Consider the following 16,228-nt stretch of genomic DNA (forward strand, 5'->3'; position numbering starts at 1 on the left):
TCATACCCCTTCAGTGACATAGCGGGCGATGATGTCACCCATCTCATCGGTACTAACGGCGGCAGCGCCGCGGGCTAAATCGCCAGTGCGTACACCTTCTTCTAAAGCACGGTTGATGGCGCTTTCGATGGCGGAAGCCGCATCGTCAGCGTCCAGGCTGTAGCGCAGTAACAGCGCCAGCGACAGGATCTGTGCAATCGGGTTAGCGATATTTTTACCGGCGATATCCGGCGCTGAGCCACCAGCCGGTTCATACAGACCAAATCCTTGTTCGTTCAGACTGGCCGAAGGCAGCATACCCATGGAGCCCGTGATCATGGCGCATTCATCAGACAGAATGTCGCCAAACAGGTTTGAACACAGCAGCACATCGAACTGGGACGGATCTTTAATCAACTGCATGGTCGCGTTGTCGATATACATATGAGCCAGTTCAACATCCGGGTATTCCGTTGCGATTTCGTTGACGATTTCGCGCCATAACAATGATGTCTGCAGGACGTTGGCTTTGTCGATAGAGTGCACTTTTTTACGGCGCTTGCGTGCGGATTCAAAGGCGATACGCGCGATACGCTCGATCTCAAAACGGTGATACACCTCGGTATCAAACGCTTTTTCGTGCTGGCCTGTTCCTTCGCGCCCTTTTGGCTGACCGAAGTAGATACCGCCGGTTAATTCGCGCACGCACAGAATGTCGAAGCCATTTGCTGCGATGTCTTCGCGCAGCGGGCAGAATGCTTCCAGACCCTGGTACAGTTTGGCCGGACGCAGGTTGCTGAACAATTTAAAGTGCTTACGCAACGGCAGCAGCGCGCCGCGTTCCGGCTGCTGCGCCGGGGGCAGGTTTTCCCATTTCGGACCGCCAACAGAGCCGAACAGAATAGCATCAGCCTGCTCGCAGCCTACAACCGTTGCCTGTGGCAACGGGTTCCCGTGGCGATCAATCGCGATGCCGCCAACGTCATAATGGCTGGTGGTAATGTGCAGGCCAAAACGGTTACGCACGGCTTCCAGTACTTTCAGGGCTTGCGCCATGACTTCCGGGCCAATGCCATCGCCCGGCAACACAGCAATATGGTAATTCTTCGACATCACACGGTTTCCTTGTTGTTCTCTTTGTTCTGAGCTTTGCGTTGCAATTCTTGTTCAACTTCCGCAGCACGCCAGATGCTGTTCAGCACGTGCACCATGGCCTTGGCGGAGGATTCAACAATGTCGGTCGCCAGACCGACGCCATGGAAACGACGGCCGTTATAATTCACCACGATATCCACCTGGCCCAGTGCGTCTTTGCCGTGGCCTTTGGCGCTCAAGCCGTATTTCACCAGCTCAATGTCGTATTCGGTGACACGGTTAATGGCCTGATAGAGAGCATCGACCGGACCGTTACCGTTGGCAGCTTCTGTTTTGATTTCGTCTCCACAGGCCAGTTTCACCGAGGCGGTGGCGATATTGTTGGAACCAGACTGCACGTTGAAATAGTCCAGACGGAAATGTTCTGGCTCTTCCTGCTGCTTGTTAATGAACGCCAGAGCTTCCAGATCGTAATCAAAGACCTGGCCTTTTTTATCCGCCAGTTTCAGGAAGGCGTCGTACAGGTTATCCAGATTGTAATCGGCTTCTTTGTAGCCCATCTCTTCCATACGGTGTTTTACTGCCGCGCGACCTGAACGGGAGGTCAGGTTCAGCTGTACCTGGTTCAGACCGATGGATTCCGGGGTCATGATTTCGTAGTTTTCACGGTTTTTCAGCACGCCATCCTGGTGAATACCGGAAGAGTGGGCGAAAGCGCCGGTACCGACAATCGCTTTGTTCGCCGGGATCGGCATGTTGCAGATTTGACTAACCGTCTGGCTGGTGCGCCAGATTTCATGGTGATTAATACGGGTGTGCACGTTCATAATGTCTTTGCGCACTTTAATCGCCATGATCACTTCTTCCAGTGAACAGTTACCGGCACGTTCGCCGATACCGTTCATTGCGCCTTCTACCTGGCGTGCACCCGCATGCACTGCCGCGATGGCGTTGCCTACTGCTAAACCTAAGTCATCGTGGGTGTGAACGGAGATAATCGCTTTATCAATATTAGGCACGAGTTCATACAGGCCGGAGATGATGTTGGCGAATTCAAAGGGCATGGTGTAACCGACGGTATCCGGAATATTGATGGTTTTTGCCCCTGCGTTGATCGCCGCTTCCACAACGCGCGCCAGATCGTCAATCGGTGTACGGCCTGCATCTTCACAGGAGAATTCAACATCGTCGGTATAATTGCGCGCACGTTTTACCATATAGATTGCACGTTCAATGACTTCATCCAGCGTGCTGCGCAACTTGGTGGCGATGTGCATGGGGGAGGTGGCGATAAACGTGTGAATACGAAATGCTTCCGCCACTTTTAACGATTCTGCTGCGACATCGATATCTTTTTCTACGCAGCGGGCGAGGGCGCAAACCCGGCTATTTTTCACCTGGCGCGCAATAGTCTGTACGGATTCAAAATCACCCGGGGACGAAACCGGGAAACCGACTTCCATCACATCGACACCCATACGTTCCAGCGCCAGGGCGATTTGCAGCTTCTCTTTCACGCTCAGGCTTGCCTGTAACGCCTGTTCGCCATCGCGTAATGTGGTATCGAAAATAACGACTTGCTGGCTCATGGTTTAGGTCCTTTTTCTCTTAGGTCGCCTCGCTACGAGCATAAAAAAACCCGCGCCAAGGCGCGGGTTCTTAGTCTTAAACTGGAAGACGATTCAACTCTGAATATCGCCCACCGGTCTACCGCGCACGAGAGATGCGTTTAGTAGTAGTAGACCAGCGAAACCGACGTTGCGAATCATGAATCATGCTCCAGATGAATGCGATATGCTTTTAGTGGTACTGGATACGCCGAACAATGTCAACCCTTGCCGCTAAAAATGGCCCTTGGTTGACTCGGATTATTTTATGGCTGGTTAGTCAATTATTCTGCGTGAAAAAAGAAAAACAAAATTACTGGTTGTATGTTAAGGCCAGTTTTATTGTCATTATCGGATTGACATGAACCACGGAGCCGCGGAAACAGGACTTCCTGAGATGAAATGGTGGCGTGCGTCATAATAGTTGTTTAACTTAAGTGTACTCAATAAAATGAGCATTAATTTTATTGGACATAAGCGATAGCGTTGTCAATTATTTTATGATGATAGTTACGTTGCTTTTATAATTCAGAGGTATTAATTCGCATTCGGAATAGATAATATTGCTGTTGCTTTTTTTTATTTGTTTTGTGCACTTAGCTATCGGGCTTTATATAATCCTAATTTGCTGTGGCTCACTTCTAATAATGCTATATGCATGATAAATCATCTTCCTGAATATTATTATTATACAAGCGAAGGGAGCTTATCATGACGACAGCATGCAACACTCCAGGGAAAGTCGTTGATAACCATAAGATTAGTGAGGTAGGTAAGCCACAGTTACGTTCCGTTGATCTGAATTTACTCACCGTCTTTGACGCGGTGATGCAAGAACAAAACATCACCCGGGCAGCGCATTCGCTCGGTATGTCACAACCTGCGGTGAGTAATGCCGTTGCACGGCTTAAGTTGATGTTTAATGACGAGCTCTTTGTTCGTTATGGACGGGGGATCCAGCCGACTACACGCGCATTTCAGCTTTTTGGCTCCATTCGACAGGCCTTGCAATTGGTGCAAAATGAGTTACCAGGCTCCGGTTTTGAACCGGTGACCAGCGAACGCGTGTTTAATCTTTGTGTCTGCAGTCCGCTTGATAATTTTTTAACATCCATAATTTACAAAAATGTTCAGAAACTCGCCCCCAATATTCATTTAGTGTTCAAGTCTGCGCTTAATCACAATACTGAACATCAATTGCGTTACCAGGAAGTTGAATTTGTGGTCGGCTACGAAGAATTTCGTCGCCCGGAGTTTTCCTGTGTACCGCTTTTTAAAGATGACATGGTGCTGGTTGTCAGTAAAAAGCATCCGCGAATTGATGCAATCATCACAGAAGCGGACGTTTTTAATGAGCAGCACGCCGTTGTTTCCCTCGAACGCTATGCTTCTTTTAGCCAGCCCTGGTATGACACGCCCGAAAAGCAAAGCCGCATTGCTTATCAAGGGATGGCGCTGACCAGCGTGTTAAACGTGGTTTCACAAACCCACCTGGTGGCCATTGCGCCGCGTTGGCTCGTGGATGAATTTGCTGCGAGTCTGGAATTACAGGCGCTTCCGTTGCCTCTTCGGCTGAAAAGCCGAACGTGCTACCTCTCCTGGCACGAAGCGGCGGGGCGTGACAAAGGCCATCAGTGGATGGAAGAGGTGCTCGTCTCTGTCTGCCGCCGCTGACATGCCTTCAATAAACCAGGCTTTAAACGCCTGGTTTATTCTGCCTTGATTTTCACTGCCAGTATTTTGTCCTGATTTTCGTCTGTAGTGGCGTCGGTGTTCGCGTTAAAAATGCATGAATTACTGAACATGCTGCGGTTCGGATGATGAATGGTCATCGTCTTTGCTTATCACAGAGGTTTCCACCAATTCTTGTTTGTGGACTTCGTTTTTCCTCTTTTCCGGCGGGTGGGCGGCGACGGTTTGCTGATTGCTTGCCAGATTTTGAGCGGTTATGGTAACTGCCATTCATAATCAGAAGGCAGGGACTTCCTGTTCTGTACAGTGCGACAGTGCGGAAATGATTTTCGCTGTCAATCGACAAACGAAAGCCTGGAGGCAAACCATGGAGATGTTGTCTGGAGCCGAGATGGTCGTCCGATCGCTTATCGATCAAGGCGTCAAGAAGGTGTTCGGTTATCCCGGAGGCGCGGTCCTCGATATCTACGATGCCCTGCATACTATTGGCGGTATAGAACATGTATTAGTACGCCATGAACAGGCTGCAGTACACATGGCTGACGGACTGGCGCGAGCCACGGGGGAAGTCGGTGTGGTGCTGGTGACTTCCGGTCCGGGGGCGACAAACGCTATCACCGGTATTGCCACGGCGTATATGGATTCGATTCCATTGGTGGTGCTGTCCGGGCAGGTGGCGACCTCTTTGATTGGCTATGATGCTTTTCAGGAGTGCGACATGGTGGGGATTTCCCGCCCGGTAGTGAAACACAGTTTCTTGGTTAAGCAAACCGAAGACATCCCCGGAGTATTAAAGAAAGCGTTCTGGTTGGCGGCCAGTGGCCGGCCGGGGCCGGTGGTCGTCGATTTGCCGAAAGACATCATGAATCCGGCTAACAAGCTGCCTTATGTCTGGCCGGAGTCGGTCAGCATGCGTTCCTACAACCCCACTACGCAGGGGCATAAAGGGCAAATCAAACGCGCCTTACAAACGCTGAGCGCAGCTAAAAAGCCGGTTATCTATGTTGGTGGTGGCGCGATTAATTCCGCCTGTGAAACTCAGCTGCGCCAGCTTGCGGAAAAGCTCAATTTACCGGTGGTATCGTCTTTGATGGGGTTGGGCGCTTTCCCGGCGTCGCACCGTCAGTCGCTTGGCATGCTGGGTATGCATGGCACCTATGAAGCTAACATGACCATGCACAACGCCGACGTTATTTTTGCGGTGGGCGTACGTTTTGACGATCGCACAACCAACAACCTGGCAAAATATTGCCCGGAAGCCACAGTGCTGCATATCGATATCGATCCTACCTCTATTTCTAAAACGGTGCAGGCGGATGTGCCTATCGTGGGGGATGCGCGGCTGGTGCTGGAGCAAATGCTGGAGTTGCTGGAACAAGAGACCTATCCGCAATCGCCAGATGATATTCGCGACTGGTGGCTGCGCATCGATCAGTGGCGTGCGCGACAGTGCCTGAAATATGACACGCAAAGTGAGAGTATCAAACCGCAGGCGGTGATCGAAACCATCTGGCGTTTAACTCATGGCGATGCGTATGTCACGTCCGATGTCGGGCAACACCAGATGTTTGCGGCGCTCTATTATCGCTTTGATAAGCCGCGGCGCTGGATCAATTCGGGGGGGCTGGGCACTATGGGCTTTGGTTTGCCTGCGGCGCTTGGCGTAAAAATGGCCTTCCCGGATGAGATGGTCATCTGTGTCACCGGGGACGGCAGCATCCAGATGAATATTCAGGAGCTTTCTACGGCGCTGCAATATGAGTTGCCGGTGCTGGTGCTGAATCTCAACAACCGTTACCTGGGGATGGTGAAGCAGTGGCAGGATATGATCTATTCTGGTCGCCATTCGCAATCTTACATGCAGTCGCTCCCGGATTTTGCTCGCCTGGCGGAAGCGTATGGTCACGTAGGTATCAATATTACGCGTCCGGAAGAGCTGGAACAAAAGCTCGCGCAGGCGCTGGAGCAGGTGAAGAATAATCGCCTGGTATTTGTTGATGTTACCGTTGACGGTAGTGAACACGTTTATCCGATGCAGATCCGCGGTGGCGGCATGGATGAGATGTGGTTAAGCAAAACGGAGAGGACCTGATTATGCGGCGGATACTGTCTGTCTTACTGGAAAATGAGTCAGGTGCGTTATCGCGCGTGATTGGTCTGTTCTCACAGCGTGGCTATAACATTGAAAGCCTGACGGTTGCGCCCACGGACGATCCCACATTGTCGCGCATGACGATCCAGACCGTCGGCGATCAGAAAGTGCTGGAACAAATTGAAAAGCAACTGCATAAACTGGTCGATGTCCTGCGTGTGAATGAGCTGGGGCAGGGGGCTTACGTTGAGCGTGAGATCATGCTGGTGAAGATCCAGGCCAGCGGCTACGGGCGCGAAGAAGTGAAGCGCAATGCAGAGATCTTTCGCGGTCAGATCATTGATGTTACGCCTTCTATTTATACGGTTCAGCTTGCCGGCACCAGCGATAAGCTGGACGCATTTTTAGCGACCATTCGTGACGTGGCAAAAATCGTTGAGGTTGCACGCTCCGGCGTGGTGGGGTTGTCACGCGGTGATAAAATCATGCGTTAAGCGTGATTAGCCTTCAGCATTTAAAGGCCTGACATCCGGTGTCGGGCCTTTTTTTTGCGAAATCAGATGGAACCAGAGACGAAAGCGGTTGCCGCAGTGCCTATTCTGCGCTTAGATGTTATGGAAATTAGCCTATATCCCTAAAAAGGTTATGGAGTGCACTATTTTAAGGGGAAATTGTGAAACTGGATGAAATCGCCCGGCTAGCTGGCGTCTCACGAACCACGGCAAGCTACGTCATCAATGGTAAGGCGAAGCAATATCGTGTCAGCGACAAAACCGTTGAAAAAGTCATGGCCGTCGTTCGTGAGCATAACTACCACCCGAATGCGGTAGCGGCTGGGTTGCGAGCAGGACGTACTCGCTCTATTGGGCTGGTTATCCCCGATCTCGAAAATACGAGTTACACCCGTATTGCTAACTATCTGGAACGGCAGGCCCGTCAGCGTGGTTATCAGTTGCTGATTGCCTGTTCGGAAGATCAACCTGATAACGAAATGCGCTGTATTGAACATCTCCTGCAGCGCCAGGTGGATGCGATCATCGTTTCCACTTCGCTGCCGCCGGAGCATCCTTTCTATCAGCGCTGGGCAAATGACTCTTTCCCCATTGTCGCACTGGATCGTGCGCTGGATCGTGAACACTTCACCAGCGTGGTAGGTGCCGATCAGGACGATTCAGAAATGCTGGCGGCAGAACTGCGCAAATTCCCGGCTGAACGCGTGCTGTACATGGGCGCGCTGCCCGAGCTGTCGGTCAGCTTCCTGCGTGAGCAAGGGTTCCGCACCGCCTGGAAAGACGATCCGCGCGAGGTGCAGTATCTCTACGCTAATAGCTACGAGCGGGAAGCCGCGGCTCAGTTGTTCGAAAAATGGCTGGAAACGAACCCGATGCCACAAGCGCTGTTTATCACTTCGTTTGCGTTATTGCAGGGCGTGCTGGATGTGACCTTACGCCGCGACGGTAAACTGCCGTCTGATTTAGCCATTGCGACCTTTGGCGATCACGAACTGCTGGATTTCCTGCAATGCCCGGTGCTTGCTGTTGCGCAGCGTCATCGTGATGTGGCTGAGCGTGTACTGGAAATTGTGCTGGCAAGCCTCGACGAGCCGCGCAAACCGAAAGCAGGTCTGAGCCGCATCCGCCGCAATCTCTACCGTCGCGGGATATTAAGTCGCGTTTAATCATCGACATTAAAGGCAGCGGCAGCTGCCTTTTTTGTTTTGGTGACTGTCTTTAATCATTTTATTGCTTTTCATCTTCCTAAGATAAATCCTTATTTTTTATCAGGTGGCTTTTTATTTATTCAGGTTGTTTCTTTAAATCCAATTTTTATGTGTTATTGAGAAGTAACTGAACATGATTTCTGTATTAAATTGTTACATCTGAAAAAAGAGCGCAATTGCCGAATTAACAACCGCTTCTGGCAGACAGATTTTACCATCTCTCATCTGCCGCCACGCTAAGTGCAGCCGCACGTAACTGGCACTGTTCAGGTGCGTCAATATGTCTTAAAATGCCGCCCGCGTCGCAAACTGACACTTTATATTTCGCGCGCAGAAATTGAATGGTTTTAAACGCCGGTGCGCATATTCTGTTTTTTTTCTTGCAAATATTCATGACGTTAATTTGCCTCGTAAGCTGAGCAGTAATTCACCAACGCAGATATTCACTGCGAATAAGGGATCTTTTGCTCTGGTTAGCCTTTGCGCTGGCTTGACAAGCTTTTCCTCCGCTCCGTAAACTCCCTTGGTGGGATTTTGTGGGATAAAGTGGTGAAAAAGATCACCTGGGGGTGAACCGGACATGTTCCGTGGCGCGACGTTAGTCAATCTCGACAGCAAAGGGCGGTTATCCGTTCCGACCCGTTATCGGGATTTGCTGCAGGAGAATGCTTCCGGTCAGATGGTGTGTACCATTGACATCCGTCACGCATGCCTGCTGCTTTACCCTCTGCCCGAATGGGAAATTATCGAGCAAAAATTGTCGCGTCTGTCGAGCATGAATCCGCTTGAGCGGCGCGTACAACGTTTATTGCTGGGACACGCCAGCGAGTGCCAGATGGATAGCGCCGGGCGTTTATTGATCGCACCTGTTTTGCGACAACACGCCGGGCTGACCAAAGAAGTGATGCTGGTCGGGCAGTTCAATAAATTTGAGCTGTGGGACGAAACGACCTGGTATCAACAGGTCAAGGAAGATATCGACGCTGAGCAATCGGGTTCCGAAGCGCTTTCGGATCGATTGCAGGATTTGTCTCTGTAAAGATGATGGAAAATTTTAAACACACGACGGTGCTGCTGGATGAGGCCGTTAATGGCCTGAATATTCGTCCGGATGGCATTTACATCGATGGCACTTTTGGTCGCGGTGGTCACTCGCGCCTGATCCTCTCCCGTCTGGGAGCGGCAGGACGCTTGCTGGCGATCGATCGCGATCCGCAGGCGATTGCTGTAGCTCAAACCATTGATGATCCTCGCTTCTCCATCATTCATGGACCTTTCTCTGCGCTTGCTGATTATGTCAGCGAGCGTGACCTTATTGGCAAGATCGATGGAATTCTTCTCGATCTTGGCGTTTCTTCACCGCAACTTGACGATCCTGAACGCGGTTTCTCTTTTATGCGTGATGGGCCGCTGGATATGCGTATGGATCCTACGCGTGGCCAGTCCGCAGCCGAATGGCTGCAAACCGCTGAAGAAGCCGATATTGCCTGGGTGTTGAAGACCTTTGGCGAAGAGCGTTTTGCCAAGCGTATTGCCCGCGCCATTGTTGAGCGTAACCGCGTTGACCCGATGACCCGTACAAAGGAGCTGGCGGAAGTGGTTGCGGCGGCGACACCGGTGAAAGACAAGTTCAAACATCCCGCGACCCGTACCTTCCAGGCGGTGCGCATTTGGGTGAACAGTGAACTGGAGGAGATCGAGCAGGCGCTAAAAAACTCGCTCGGCGTGCTGGCCCCGGGAGGGCGGCTTTCGATTATCAGCTTCCATTCGCTGGAAGACCGGATTGTAAAACGCTTTATGCGTGAACAAAGCCGGGGCCCGCAGGTTCCTGCCGGGTTGCCGATGACCGAAGAGCAACTCAGGAAACTGGGTGGCCGTCAGTTGCGAGCATTAGGAAAGTTGATGCCGGGTGAAGAAGAAGTGGCTGAAAACCCACGTGCCCGTAGTTCAGTTCTGCGTATTGCAGAGAGGACGAACGCATGATCGGCAGAGTGACAGAGACCCTGAGCAAAATGAAAGGATCGTTAGGAAGCAACGAGCGCCATGCTTTGCCTGGCGTGATCGGCGACGATCTTTTGCGATTTGGGAAACTGCCACTCTGTCTGTTCATTTGCATCATCATGACGGCGGTGACGGTGGTGACCACCTCTCACCACACACGCTTATTAACCGCGCAGCGCGAGCAGATGGTTCTCGAACGTGATGCGCTGGATATCGAGTGGCGTAACCTGATCCTGGAAGAGAACGCGCTTGGCGATCACAGCCGGGTTGAACGGATCGCGACGGAAAAGCTGCAAATGCAGCATGTCGATCCCTCCCAGGAAAATATCGTGGTACAGAAATAGTGACGAATAAGGAATCACGCGACGCATGAAAGCAGCGGCGAAGACGCTTAAACCGAAACGCCAGGAAGAACAGGCCAACTTTGTGAGTTGGCGTTTTGCGTTGCTTTGCGGTTGCATTTTACTGGCGCTGGGATTCCTGCTTTGCCGGGTCGCGTATTTGCAAATCGTCAACCCGGATATGCTGGTGCGTGAAGGGGACATGCGTTCCCTGCGCGTTCAGGAAGTCGCGACATCGCGCGGGATGATTACCGATCGCTCCGGTCGTCCGCTGGCGGTAAGTGTGCCGGTGAAAGCCATTTGGGCCGATCCGAAAGAATTACACGATGCTGGCGGCGTTACGCTGGATAACCGCTGGAAAGCCCTTTCCGACGCGCTGAACATGCCGCTCGATCAACTCGCTGCGCGCATTAATGCCAACCCCAAAATGCGTTTTATCTATCTGGCCCGCCAGGTCAACCCGGATCTGGGCGACTACATCAAAAAACTCAAGCTGCCGGGCATCCACCTGCGGGAAGAGTCTCGCCGTTACTACCCGTCCGGGGAAGTAACCGCTCACCTCATTGGCTTTACCAACGTTGACGGCCAGGGGATTGAAGGGGTTGAGAAAAGTTTTGATAAGTGGTTAACCGGGCAACCGGGCGAACGTATTGTGCGTAAAGATCGCTATGGCCGCGTTATCGAAGATATTTCTTCAACGGACAGCCAGGCTGCGCATAACCTGGCACTGAGCATCGATGAGCGCTTGCAGGCGCTGGTCTACCGTGAACTGAATAACGCGGTGGCTTTTAACAAAGCAGAGTCCGGTAGCGCGGTGTTGGTGGATGTTAACACCGGTGAGGTGCTGGCGATGGCGAATAGCCCCTCGTATAACCCGAATAACTTCACCGGTACGGCGCAGGATGCCATGCGCAACCGCGCTATCACCGACGTCTTCGAACCGGGTTCCACCGTTAAGCCCATGGTGGTAATGACCGCGTTGCAGCGCGGTGTGGTGAACCCGAACACGGTGTTAAATACCGTGCCTTATCGTATTAACGGCCATGAAATCAAAGACGTGGCGCGTTACAGCGAATTGACCCTCACCGGGGTACTACAGAAGTCGAGTAACGTTGGTGTGTCAAAACTGGCGTTAGCGATGCCCTCCTCAGCGTTAGTAGATACTTACTCACGTTTTGGACTGGGAAAAACGACCAATTTGGGGATGGTCGGGGAACGCAGTGGCTTATTTCCTCAAAAACAACGGTGGTCTGACATAGAGAGGGCCACCTTCTCTTTTGGCTACGGGCTAATGGTAACGCCGTTACAGTTAGCGCGTGTCTACGCAACGATTGGCAGCTATGGCATCTATCGCCCGCTGTCGATTACCAAAGTTGATCCGCCCGTGCCGGGCGAACGTGTCTTTGCCGAGCCCATTGTGCGCACTGTGGTGCATATGATGGAGAGTGTTGCGCTGCCAGGCGGCGGCGGGGTGAAGGCAGCCATCAAAGGGTATCGCATCGCTATCAAGACCGGTACAGCCAAAAAAGTCGGTCCGGATGGTCGCTATATCAATAAATACATTGCTTACACCGCTGGCGTCGCGCCAGCCAGCCGCCCGCGCTTTGCGCTGGTGGTGGTCATTAACGATCCGCAAGCGGGTAAATACTACGGTGGCGCCGTGTCTGCGCCGGTCTTCGGTGCCATCATGGGCGGCGTTCTGCGCACCATGAACATTGAGCCGGATGCGCTGACCACGGGCGAGAAAAGTGAGTTTGTAATTAATCAAGGCGAGGGAACAGGTGGCAGATCGTAATTTGCGCGACCTTCTCGCTCCGTGGGTGCCTGGTGCGCCGGAGCGAGCACTGCGGGAGATGACGCTCGACAGCCGTGTGGCTGCATCGGGTGATCTCTTTGTGGCGGTGGTCGGTCATCAGGCGGACGGGCGTCGTTATATCCCGCAGGCGATTGCGCAAGGTGTTGCTGCCATTATTGCTGAAGCGAAAGGCGAAGCAAATGACGGTGAAATTCGTGAAATGCACGGCGTGCCGGTCATTTATCTCAGCCAGTTAAATGAGCGCCTTTCTGCGCTGGCGGGCCGTTTTTACGGTGAGCCTTCTGAACAATTACGCCTGATTGGCGTAACCGGCACCAACGGTAAAACCACCACCACACAACTGCTGGCGCAATGGAGTCAGTTACTGGGTGAAACCAGTGCGGTGATGGGGACCGTGGGTAACGGTTTGTTGGGCAAAGTCAGCCCAACGGAAAATACCACCGGCTCTGCGGTGGATGTGCAGCACGTGATTGCCAGCCTTGCGCAACAAGGGGCAACCCTTGCGGCGATGGAAGTTTCATCACACGGTTTGGTGCAGCATCGCGTTGCCGCATTGAAATTTGTCGCCTCCGTATTTACCAATTTAAGCCGCGATCATCTTGATTATCACGGTGATATGACGCAGTACGAAGCGGCGAAATGGCTGCTGTTTTCCTCGCACCACTATGGTCAGGCGATCGTAAACGCCGATGACGAAGTGGGGCGCCGCTGGCTGGCGAATCTGCCGGATGCGGTCGCGGTATCGATGGAAGATCATATCAACCCGAACTGCCATGGCCGTTGGTTGAAAGCTGTGGCGGTGGAGTATCACGACAGCGGTGCCACGATTCGCTTTGATTCCTCATGGGGTGAAGGCGAAATTGAAAGCCGTCTGATGGGCGCATTTAACGTCAGCAATTTGCTGCTGGCGTTGGCAACGCTGTTGGCGCTGGGTTATCCGCTTCATGACTTACTGAAAACGGCCTCCCAACTGCAGCCGGTTTGTGGGCGTATGGAAGTGTTCAGCGCACCGGGAAAACCGACGGTTGTCGTTGACTATGCCCATACGCCGGATGCGCTGGAAAAAGCGCTGCAGGCGGCACGCCTGCACTGCACCGGCAAACTGTGGTGCGTGTTTGGCTGCGGCGGCGATCGTGATAAAGGCAAACGACCACTGATGGGCGCCATTGCGGAACAATTTTCGGATGTGCCCGTGGTGACGGATGACAACCCGCGCACGGAAGAGCCCCGGGCCATTATTAATGACATTCTTGCCGGGATGCTGGACGCAGGCCGCGCCCATGTAGTGGAAGGTCGCGCAGAAGCGGTGACCAACACTATTATGCAGGCCAAAGAAAACGACGTGGTGTTGCTGGCTGGTAAGGGCCATGAAGATTACCAGATTGTCGGTACGCGTCGTCTTGATTATTCCGACCGCGTGACGGCCGCACGTTTGCTGGGGGTAGTGGCATGATTAGCGTAACGCTTGGCCAGCTTGCCCACATTCTACAGGCAGAATTACACGGTCAGGATGTCACCGTTGATGCGGTGACCAGTGATACCCGCAAATTAACGCCGGGTTGCCTGTTTGTAGCGCTGAAAGGTGAACGTTTTGATGCCCATGACTTTGCTGATAAAGCCAAAGAGGGCGGTGCTGGCGCGCTGTTGGTCAGCCGGAAACTGGATACTGACCTGCCGCAACTGGTGGTGAAGGATACCCGGCAGGCGTTTGGCGAACTGGCGGCATGGGTTCGCCAGCAGGTTCCGGCTCGCGTTGTCGCACTGACGGGATCTTCCGGCAAGACCTCGGTAAAAGAGATGACCGCAGCCATTCTCAGCGAATGCGGGAATACCCTCTATACCGCGGGGAACCTCAACAACGATATCGGCGTGCCGATGACGCTGTTGCGTTTGACCAAAGAGCATCAGTACGCGGTGATTGAACTGGGGGCTAACCACCAGGGCGAAATCGCCTGGACCGTAGGACTGACCCGCCCGGAAGCGGCACTGGTGAATAACCTGGCGGCGGCGCATCTGGAAGGTTTTGGTTCGCTGGCGGGCGTGGCAAAGGCCAAAGGTGAAATTTACACCGGGCTGCCGGACAACGGCATTGCCATTATAAATGCCGATAACAACGATTGGCTGAACTGGCAGAGCATCATCGGCGAACGCAAAGTCTGGCGCTTCTCGCCGAATGCGGCGAACAGTGATTTTACCGCGACCAACGTTCATGTGACCTCTCACGGTACGGAATTCACGTTACAAACGCCGGGCGGCAGCATTGACATCACGCTACCGTTGCCGGGCCGCCACAACATTGCCAATGCACTGGCGGCGACCGCGCTGGCGATGGCGGTTGGCGCAAGTCTCGATGCGGTGAAGAAAGGGCTGGCGAATCTGAAAGCCGTACCTGGTCGCCTGTTCCCGGTGCAGTTAAGCGAAAATCAGTTACTGCTGGATGACACTTATAACGCCAATGTCGGGTCAATGACCGCGGCAGCACATGTGCTGGCCGAAATGCCTGGCTACCGCGTGATGGTGGTGGGTGACATGGCTGAACTCGGTGATGAGAGTAAGGCCTGCCACATTCAGGTTGGTGAAGCGGCAAAAGCTGTCGGTATCGACAAAGTACTGAGCGTGGGAACGTTGAGTCAGGCATTAAGTTCCGCCAGCGGCGTTGGCGAGCATTTTAACGATAAAGCGGCAGTAGTGGCGCGTTTAAAAACGCTGATTGCCGAACAACAAATTTTGACCATTTTGGTTAAAGGTTCACGTAGTTCCGCCATGGAAGAGGTGGTTCGCGAATTACAGGAGAACGGGACATGTTAGTGTGGCTGGCCGAACATTTGGTCAAATATTATTCAGGCTTTAACGTCTTTTCTTATCTGACGTTTCGCGCCATTGTCAGCCTGCTGACCGCGCTCTTCATCTCATTGTGGATGGGGCCGCGCATGATTGCCCGCCTGCAAAAACTCTCTTTTGGCCAGGTTGTACGTAACGATGGCCCGGAGTCACACTTCAGCAAACGTGGCACTCCCACGATGGGCGGCATCATGATCCTCACCGCCATCGTTGTTTCCGTGCTGTTGTGGGCTTATCCGTCTAACCCGTACGTCTGGTGCGTGCTGGTTGTGTTGGTGGGCTACGGCGTAATTGGTTTTGTCGACGACTATCGCAAAGTCGTGCGCAAAGACACGAAAGGGCTTATCGCGCGCTGGAAATATTTCTGGATGTCAGTCATCGCACTGGGTGTGGCCTTTGCTTTGTACCTTGCTGGCAAAGATACGCCAGCGACCGAACTGGTGGTGCCGTTCTTTAAAGATGTTATGCCGCAACTGGGCTTGCTCTACATCGCGCTGGCCTACTTTGTGATTGTCGGCACGGGTAATGCGGTCAACCTGACAGATGGTCTGGATGGCCTGGCGATCATGCCCACCGTCTTTGTTGCCGGTGGTTTTGCGCTGGTGGCCTGGGCAACCGGGAACATGAACTTTGCGAACTACCTGCATATTCCTTATCTGCGCCACGCCGGGGAATTGGTTATCGTCTGTACGGCGATTGTTGGCGCAGGATTGGGTTTCTTGTGGTTTAACACTTACCCGGCTCAGGTCTTTATGGGTGATGTGGGATCGCTGGCACTGGGTGGTGCGCTAGGCATTATCGCTGTGCTGCTGCGCCAGGAGTTCCTGTTGGTGATCATGGGTGGCGTATTTGTGGTGGAAACACTGTCGGTCATTTTGCAGGTGGGTTCCTTTAAGCTGCGCGGGCAGCGCATTTTCCGTATGGCACCGATTCACCACCACTATGAACTGAAAGGCTGGCCAGAGCCGCGCGTGATTGTGCGTTTCTGGATTATTTCGCTGATGCTGGTGCTGATTGGCCTGGCAACGCTGAAGGTACGTTAAT

At 52.9% G+C, this 16,228-nt stretch carries 14 protein-coding genes; 11 read left to right on the forward strand and 3 right to left on the reverse strand.

The window, feature by feature from the left end:
* From leuB to leuL, 3 genes are all read right to left on the reverse strand, one after another.
* Complete coding sequence (gene leuB / locus GA0061071_RS05530; RefSeq protein WP_061497727.1) at window positions 1-1,092, reverse strand: 3-isopropylmalate dehydrogenase; 1,092 nt, start codon at window positions 1,090-1,092, stop codon at window positions 1-3.
* On the reverse strand, window positions 1,092-2,663 hold the full coding sequence (gene leuA, locus GA0061071_RS05535; protein WP_088237380.1) for a 2-isopropylmalate synthase: 1,572 nt from the start codon (window positions 2,661-2,663) through the stop codon (window positions 1,092-1,094). The genes leuB and leuA overlap by 1 nt, the downstream gene beginning before the upstream one ends.
* Before the next feature lie 93 nt (window positions 2,664-2,756).
* Window positions 2,757-2,843, reverse strand: a complete 87-nt coding sequence (gene leuL, locus GA0061071_RS23750) for a leu operon leader peptide (RefSeq protein WP_134319006.1) — start codon at window positions 2,841-2,843, stop codon at window positions 2,757-2,759.
* Between the two features lie 549 nt (window positions 2,844-3,392).
* On the opposite strand from leuL, the gene leuO reads away from it, so the two are divergent.
* From leuO to mraY, 11 genes are all read left to right on the forward strand, one after another.
* The gene (gene leuO / locus GA0061071_RS05540; RefSeq protein WP_061497724.1) at window positions 3,393-4,355 is read left to right on the forward strand and encodes a transcriptional regulator LeuO; all 963 of its coding nucleotides are present in this window, start codon (window positions 3,393-3,395) and stop codon (window positions 4,353-4,355) included.
* Window positions 4,356-4,740: 385 nt separating this feature from the next.
* Window positions 4,741-6,465 (forward strand): acetolactate synthase 3 large subunit, encoded by a 1,725-nt coding sequence (ilvI, locus tag GA0061071_RS05545; RefSeq protein ID WP_061497723.1) that lies wholly within the window; start codon window positions 4,741-4,743, stop codon window positions 6,463-6,465.
* Window positions 6,466-6,467: 2 nt separating this feature from the next.
* Window positions 6,468-6,959, forward strand: a complete 492-nt coding sequence (gene ilvN / locus GA0061071_RS05550; RefSeq protein WP_007373137.1) for an acetolactate synthase small subunit — start codon at window positions 6,468-6,470, stop codon at window positions 6,957-6,959.
* A 179-nt stretch (window positions 6,960-7,138) separates the two neighbouring features.
* The gene (cra, locus tag GA0061071_RS05555; protein ID WP_061497721.1) at window positions 7,139-8,143 is read left to right on the forward strand and encodes a catabolite repressor/activator; all 1,005 of its coding nucleotides are present in this window, start codon (window positions 7,139-7,141) and stop codon (window positions 8,141-8,143) included.
* Between the two features lie 622 nt (window positions 8,144-8,765).
* Entirely contained in the window at window positions 8,766-9,224 is a 459-nt protein-coding gene (gene mraZ, locus GA0061071_RS05570) for a division/cell wall cluster transcriptional repressor MraZ (protein WP_061497719.1), read from the forward strand.
* A gap of 2 nt (window positions 9,225-9,226) precedes the next feature.
* Window positions 9,227-10,168, forward strand: coding sequence for a 16S rRNA (cytosine(1402)-N(4))-methyltransferase RsmH (rsmH, locus tag GA0061071_RS05575; RefSeq protein WP_088237381.1), 942 nt, complete (start codon window positions 9,227-9,229; stop codon window positions 10,166-10,168).
* Entirely contained in the window at window positions 10,165-10,530 is a 366-nt protein-coding gene (gene ftsL, locus GA0061071_RS05580) for a cell division protein FtsL (protein WP_061497715.1), read from the forward strand. The genes rsmH and ftsL overlap by 4 nt, the downstream gene beginning before the upstream one ends.
* A gap of 25 nt (window positions 10,531-10,555) precedes the next feature.
* Complete coding sequence (locus GA0061071_RS05585; RefSeq protein ID WP_061497713.1) at window positions 10,556-12,322, forward strand: peptidoglycan glycosyltransferase FtsI; 1,767 nt, start codon at window positions 10,556-10,558, stop codon at window positions 12,320-12,322.
* Window positions 12,309-13,796 carry a UDP-N-acetylmuramoyl-L-alanyl-D-glutamate--2,6-diaminopimelate ligase gene (murE, locus tag GA0061071_RS05590; protein ID WP_061497711.1) on the forward strand — a complete coding sequence of 496 codons (1,488 nt, stop codon included), beginning with the start codon at window positions 12,309-12,311 and terminating at the stop codon, window positions 13,794-13,796. The genes GA0061071_RS05585 and murE overlap by 14 nt, the downstream gene beginning before the upstream one ends.
* Entirely contained in the window at window positions 13,793-15,151 is a 1,359-nt protein-coding gene (murF, locus tag GA0061071_RS05595) for a UDP-N-acetylmuramoyl-tripeptide--D-alanyl-D-alanine ligase (protein WP_088237382.1), read from the forward strand. The genes murE and murF overlap by 4 nt, the downstream gene beginning before the upstream one ends.
* A complete protein-coding gene (gene mraY, locus GA0061071_RS05600) occupies window positions 15,145-16,227 on the forward strand; it encodes a phospho-N-acetylmuramoyl-pentapeptide-transferase (RefSeq protein ID WP_061497707.1) in 1,083 nt (360 codons plus the stop codon). The genes murF and mraY overlap by 7 nt, the downstream gene beginning before the upstream one ends.
* Window position 16,228 lies beyond the last annotated feature (1 nt).

The organism is Kosakonia oryzendophytica (assembly GCF_900094925.1).
Taxonomy (GTDB): Bacteria; Pseudomonadota; Gammaproteobacteria; order Enterobacterales; family Enterobacteriaceae; genus Kosakonia; species Kosakonia oryzendophytica.

Coding starts and splice junctions, on each gene's coding strand:
- leuB (WP_061497727.1), bottom strand. CDS start 1,092: ATGTCGAAGAATTACCATATTGCTGTGTTGCCGGGCGATGGCATTGGC.
- leuA (WP_088237380.1), bottom strand. CDS start 2,663: ATGAGCCAGCAAGTCGTTATTTTCGATACCACATTACGCGATGGCGAA.
- leuL (WP_134319006.1), bottom strand. CDS start 2,843: ATGATTCGCAACGTCGGTTTCGCTGGTCTACTACTACTAAACGCATCT.
- leuO (WP_061497724.1), top strand. CDS start 3,393: ATGACGACAGCATGCAACACTCCAGGGAAAGTCGTTGATAACCATAAG.
- ilvI (WP_061497723.1), top strand. CDS start 4,741: ATGGAGATGTTGTCTGGAGCCGAGATGGTCGTCCGATCGCTTATCGAT.
- ilvN (WP_007373137.1), top strand. CDS start 6,468: ATGCGGCGGATACTGTCTGTCTTACTGGAAAATGAGTCAGGTGCGTTA.
- mraZ (WP_061497719.1), top strand. CDS start 8,766: ATGTTCCGTGGCGCGACGTTAGTCAATCTCGACAGCAAAGGGCGGTTA.
- rsmH (WP_088237381.1), top strand. CDS start 9,227: ATGATGGAAAATTTTAAACACACGACGGTGCTGCTGGATGAGGCCGTT.
- ftsL (WP_061497715.1), top strand. CDS start 10,165: ATGATCGGCAGAGTGACAGAGACCCTGAGCAAAATGAAAGGATCGTTA.
- GA0061071_RS05585 (WP_061497713.1), top strand. CDS start 10,556: ATGAAAGCAGCGGCGAAGACGCTTAAACCGAAACGCCAGGAAGAACAG.
- murF (WP_088237382.1), top strand. CDS start 13,793: ATGATTAGCGTAACGCTTGGCCAGCTTGCCCACATTCTACAGGCAGAA.
- mraY (WP_061497707.1), top strand. CDS start 15,145: ATGTTAGTGTGGCTGGCCGAACATTTGGTCAAATATTATTCAGGCTTT.